This is a genomic window from Arcticibacterium sp. (assembly GCF_055134445.1).
In genome coordinates, this window is record NZ_JBSRVI010000005.1 from 1 (window position 1) to 5,763 (window position 5,763).

The following is a 5,763-nucleotide window of genomic DNA, read 5'->3' on the forward strand; positions in this document are numbered from 1 at the left end:
ATGATATAAGGTCAGATTAATTGTCAAGCTAACATGCGTCTTGGTTGTTATCCCAATTATGGGATAGAAATCTCAAAGAAAAAAGAATAATTGGAAATAAAACGCTGTTCTAAAATGAGAAGGCAGGAACTTTTATGGATAAATATGGGTGAAGTTGCTCAACATTTTCAAGAAAAAAGCATGAAACCAACTCAAGGAAAAAACATCCTTAAATCAATTTCATGCATGAGGAAAAAACTATAATAAAGTGATTAATTAGCTCCTTTGGCAATAAAAAGACCCATCATTTTACCGCTTTTAGCGTAAGATTCGGCAATTCTGCTCCCAGAATCAAAATCAAAGCCCATCACCTGAGCACCAGGTATTCTTAATAGGGTATAAGTATCAATAACCTTCTTGGAAGCGGTTTCCTGAAAGGTCATGTGAAAATCTACGTATGCAGATTTTCTGGCTACACCTACATTAAATCCAGGCTCCGTATAAACGGTTTTGACCACTAGCGTATATTTGGAATCCAAATCTTTACCGGCCGTTATGCCCGTCTTTTCCATGGATTTATTTATGAGTTCGATAAATTTCGGTTCGAACCTTTCTGCTCTTGAACCAAACCAAGATGCCTTCCATTTTTCGCCTTTACCAGCTTCATCTTTATTGTAATCTTCCACTTTCCCTTTTACGTATTCTTCTTCCGTCATTTTTTTACCCACCATCATGCCATCATATTCAAATTCAATATTCAAACTGCTTTCCCCTTTTAGGAAAGAATAATTACCTTTTTTAGCCGGGGTTTGAGCATAAACAGAAAGGCCTAGTAAACTTATAAATAGTAGAATTAAGGTCGTTTTTTTCATGATTATTATTCGTTTCGTGTTATTCAAATTTACAAATTACTTAACTAGAGAGATGTTATCGGCACAATTATCTATTTTACGGTTAATCGACAGATTATAAGTAAGTACTATCTTTTGTTTGCGAGTTTCAAAATACGTAGAATGGTATTGAAAGCCATAAATCCGAAATTTAGTGTCGTGATACTTTAGTTTTTATTTAGATTCGCATTTTATGTGTAAGTCTAGATACATCATGTGACTGAAAGGGCGGAGCCATGCCTCGAACAAAAAATAATTTATGATTAAAATAGGTGCTAAGCGTCTTACTATCCGAAATTTCCAAGCGGTATTATTTGAACAGGAAAAAATAGAATTAGAGGAGAAAGCTCTCCAAAAGGTAAATGAAAGCTACGAATTCTTAGGGGAGTTTTCTAAAGACAAGTTAATCTATGGTATCAACACGGGCTTCGGTCCGATGGCTCAATACAAAGTAGACGAAGGAAACTTAAAAGAACTTCAATATAACCTCATAAGAAGTCACTGTGCCGGAGCTGGGCAGCCCATAAGTGAATTGCAGACAAAGTCTGCCATGCTATGCCGTTTAAATTCCCTCATGCAGGGCTATTCGGGGGTGCATCCCGAAGTGGTGATTTTATTGAAAGACCTTATTAATCATGATGTTTACCCACAAATTTTTGAGCATGGTGGGGTAGGAGCTAGTGGAGATTTGGTGCAGTTGGCCCATTTGGCCTTAAACTTAATAGGAGAAGGTGAGGTAAAGTATAAAGGAAGCTACCTGCCTACGATGACGGTTTTAAATGAGTTAGGCTTAAAACCTATCTCTATCCATTTAAGAGAGGGATTAGCCTTGATAAATGGAACTTCGGTCATGACAGGAGTAGGGATTCTGAATCTTTTACAAGCTAATAAGGCTGTAAACTGGAGCTTGGCTTCTTCTATGCTTATTATAGAAATGGTAGAGTCTTACAGCGACCACTATTCCAAAGAACTGAACGCCGTAAAGCATCATAAAGGTCAGCAAGAAGTGGCAGCAGCCATGCATCTTTGTCTAACAGATAGTAAACTCATCAGAAAAAGAGAGGAGCATCTTTTTAATAAAGAAACGACCAAACAAGATATTATCAAGGATAAAGTTCAGGAGTATTATTCTATAAGGTGCATTCCACAGATATTAGGACCTATTAAGGATACACTGGATTATGCCACAACGGTTTTAGAAGGCGAAGCCAACTCCGTTAATGATAACCCCATAATTGATAAGGAAAACCAAAATATATGGCATGGTGGAAATTTTCATGGAGACTATGTTTCCTTGGAAATGGATAAAGTGAAAATAGCTCTTACAAAATTGAGCGTTTTGGCCGAAAGGCAACTGAATTTTCTTTTTAATAGCCATTTGAATGGTATTTTACCTCCTTTTGTGAATCTTGGAAAACTGGGTTTAAATTTGGGAATGCAGGCGGCACAGTTTACGGCTACCTCTACTACCGCAGAGAACCAAATGTTGTCTAACCCCATGTACGTGCACAGTATTTCATGTAATAATGACAATCAAGACGTGGTAAGCATGGGTACAAATGCTGCTTTAGTGTGCTGCAAAGTCATTGAAAATACTTTACAAGTACTATCTATAGAGCTGTTATCTATAGCTCAAGCGATAGAATATTTAAAAGTAGCCGATAAACTTTCAAGTGTTTCTAAAAAGCATTTTGAGGATATTAGAAGGTTGGTGCCAGCATTTAAAGATGATACGGTATTACACCCTAAGATTAATAAAATAATAGAATTTACTGGAAAGAATAATCCATCCATTATATGAGCGAGAATTCATTAAAATTCGCCTTGGTTACAGGAGCGTCTAGAGGTATAGGCCGTGCGGTAAGTGTGCAATTGGCACAAATGGGTTACTTTGTTTTAATCAATTTTCAATCTAATGCCGCAGCCGCAGAAGAAACCCTGAGGCTAGTTAAAGAAGCGGGGAGTGATGGAGAACTTATGAAATTTGACGTGGCCGACCAAGAAGCTGTTAATGCCGTTTTGGAAACTTGGATTGAAGCAAACCCTGACAAGCGTATTGAGGTTTTGATAAACAATGCAGGCATTAGAAAAGACCAACTACTGATGTGGATGAGTAGAGAAGAGTGGGACGCCGTTATCAATACGGGTATGGGCGGTTTTTATAATGTAACCCGTTTGGTTTTGAAAGGAATGCATTTGAATAAATACGGAAGAATAGTAAACGTAGTCTCTCTTTCAGGACTAAGAGGAATGCCAGGACAAACCAATTATTCGGCCGCTAAGGGAGGAATGATAGCGGCCGCAAAAGCACTTTCTCAAGAAGTGGGTAGAAGAGGCATTACTGTTAACTCTGTGGCTCCAGGTTTTATCAAAACAGACATGACCGAGGATATTGAAGAAAAGGATTTTAAAAAACTGATTCCTTTAAACCGATTTGGAACGGCAGAGGAGGTGGCCGATGCGGTATGTTTCTTAGCTTCTCGTAAAGCATCTTATATTACAGGGCAGGTACTTTCTATAAATGGTGGTTTATACAGTTGATGTGATAGGGTTCACAATATATTTTCATAAAATTCATAAGTTTGCATAAGTATTTCATCATCAAATCGTCATGAATAACAGAGTTGTCATCACAGGAATAGGAGCCTGGTCTTGTTTAGGAAATAACATTGAAGAAGTTAAAGAATCGCTCTTTACAGGAAAATCTGGTATTGGACTAGATCTAGAAAGAAAGGAGTGGGGCTTTAGATCTTCTTTGACAGGCATTGTTCAAAAACCAGATTTAAAAGGTCTTTTAGATAGAAGAGCCAGGAAAGGACTTTCTGAAGAGGCGGAATATGCATATATGGCCACCATTGAGGCTTTAGATAATGCCAAAATGGATATGGATTTTTTGGATCAAAATGAAGTAGGGATTCTCTATGGTAATGATAGCTCTGCTAAAGCAGTGACAGAAGCGGTAGACATCATCAGAGATAAAAAAGATACTACATTAATAGGTTCGGGTTCCATTTTTCAGTCTATGAACTGTACGGTTACCATGAACCTCTCTACGATATTCAAGCTGAAAGGTATAAATTTCACTATAAGTGCGGCTTGTGCCAGTGGCTCTCATGCCATAGGATTGGCGTACTTAATGATAAAATGGGGGCTGCAAAAACATGTAGTTTGTGGCGGTGCCCAAGAGGTCAACCTTTTTGCTTTTGGGAGTTTTGATGGATTGAGTGCCTTTTCTGTAAGAGAAGATGACCCAACAAAAGCTTCAAGGCCTTTTGATAAAGATAGAGATGGTTTAGTGCCTAGTGGTGGTGCGGCCACATTGATTTTAGAAGATTATGAAAGTGCCGTAAAGAGGGGAGCACCTATTTTGGCTGAAGTCTTAGGTTACGGTTTTTCTTCCAATGGGCAGCACATTTCCAATTCTAATGTGGAAGGCCAAGTGAGGTCTTTGGAAATGGCTTTAAAAGACGCCAACGTTTCTCCAGAGCAGATAGATTATATCAATGCTCACGCCACTTCTACGCCAGGGGGAGATTTTGCGGAAGCAGAAGCCATCGCCTCTGTTTTTGGAGATTATAATACACCAGTAAGTTCCACTAAGTCTTTGACTGGGCATGAGTGCTGGATGGCTGGAGCTAGTGAGATAGTTTACTCTATTATCATGATGAAAAACAGTTTTATAGCTCCAAACATCAACTTTGAAAACCCTGATGAAGCATCAGAAAAATTAAATATTATTACCAAAACCACAGAAAGAAACATAGATTTGTTTTTGTCCAACAGTTTTGGCTTCGGAGGAACCAATTCTTCGCTGATTATTAAGAAAATAGACTAACATAAAAAGATGACCGAAAAGGAGATAATTGTTAAAATTAATGGCTTTTTAGTAGAGGAGTTTGAGGTGGAAGAGGAGAATATTGAACCGGATGCTAATTTGAAAGAAACATTAGATTTAGACAGTTTAGACTATGTAGATTTAGTTGTTGTGATTGAAGATGCTTTTGGGTTTAAAGTAGTTCCAGAAGATTTTATGAATATTGTTACTTTTAACGACTTCTACGCTTATGTGCAGTCTAAAGTAACAGAGAAAGAAGCCGCCTAAGTAATCTTATGAGCCAATGGAAAGGTAAAACAAATGCCAACCTTTTCGGGATAAAGATTTTTGTTTTTGTACTGAATCATCTTGGGCTTGGTTTTGCGTATTTCATCCTTCGTTTTGTAGCCCTTTACTATTTCTTATTTGCCTGGAAATCAAATAGAAGTAGTTTCTTTTATTTTAAGGAGGTCTTAGGTTTTTCTAGAAGGAAGACTCTCTCTAAAATGTATAAAAACTATTACGTTTTTGGTCAAACGCTTTTAGATAAAGTAGCACTTTTGGCGGGTGTGAAAACCAATTTTACCATAGACCACGATGGTATAGAAAACCTAGACCAAATATCTAAAAACGGTAAAGGGGGGATACTCATTAGTGCTCATGTAGGAAATTGGGAAATAGCTGGACAGTTGCTCAATAGACTGGATACCAAGTTTAATATTTTGATGTATGAAAACGAGCATGAGAATATTAAGGTTTTTCTAGACGGCGTTCAGAAGAAAAAGAATGTCAATATCATTTCTATTAAAGATGGGGACATGGGGCATATCATTGCTCTACACAATGCCTTCAAGAATAATGAGCTTTTAGTATTACATGGTGATAGATTTAGAGAAGGGGCTCCTACGCTCATAGCAGATTTTTTAGATAGACCTGCCGAATTTCCCAAAGGCCCTTTTTATCTAGCCGCCAAATTTGGAGTGCCGGTTTCTTATGTTTTTGCCATGAAAGAAACCAAAAGTCATTATCATTTTTATGCTTCGGATTCCATAGAAGTAAAAAGAAGTAGGAAAGAAGTAG

Annotated in this window: 6 protein-coding genes; 5 read left to right on the top strand and 1 reads right to left on the bottom strand. The window is 37.6% G+C overall.

What is annotated here, in order from left to right:
* Positions 1–251: 251 nt before the first annotated feature.
* Entirely contained in the window at positions 252–851 is a 600-nt protein-coding gene (locus ACTBZY_RS00365) for a hypothetical protein (RefSeq protein ID WP_463044329.1), read from the bottom strand.
* Between the two features lie 277 nt (positions 852–1,128).
* On the opposite strand from ACTBZY_RS00365, the gene flxA reads away from it, so the two are divergent.
* The 5 genes from flxA to ACTBZY_RS00390 all read left to right on the top strand — a co-directional run.
* Positions 1,129–2,670 carry a flexirubin biosynthesis tyrosine ammonia-lyase FlxA gene (gene flxA, locus ACTBZY_RS00370; protein WP_463044330.1) on the top strand — a complete coding sequence of 514 codons (1,542 nt, stop codon included), beginning with the start codon at positions 1,129–1,131 and terminating at the stop codon, positions 2,668–2,670.
* Entirely contained in the window at positions 2,667–3,410 is a 744-nt protein-coding gene (gene flxB / locus ACTBZY_RS00375; RefSeq protein WP_463044331.1) for a flexirubin biosynthesis SDR family reductase FlxB, read from the top strand. The genes flxA and flxB overlap by 4 nt, the downstream gene beginning before the upstream one ends.
* A gap of 70 nt (positions 3,411–3,480) precedes the next feature.
* Entirely contained in the window at positions 3,481–4,704 is a 1,224-nt protein-coding gene (locus tag ACTBZY_RS00380) for a beta-ketoacyl-[acyl-carrier-protein] synthase family protein (RefSeq protein ID WP_463044332.1), read from the top strand.
* Positions 4,705–4,713: 9 nt separating this feature from the next.
* Positions 4,714–4,971: an acyl carrier protein gene (locus ACTBZY_RS00385; protein ID WP_463044333.1), complete on the top strand. Its 258-nt coding sequence runs from the start codon at positions 4,714–4,716 to the stop codon at positions 4,969–4,971.
* Between the two features lie 8 nt (positions 4,972–4,979).
* Positions 4,980–5,763 (top strand): LpxL/LpxP family acyltransferase (locus ACTBZY_RS00390; protein WP_463044334.1); only part of this gene is annotated, 784 nt, incomplete at its 3' end.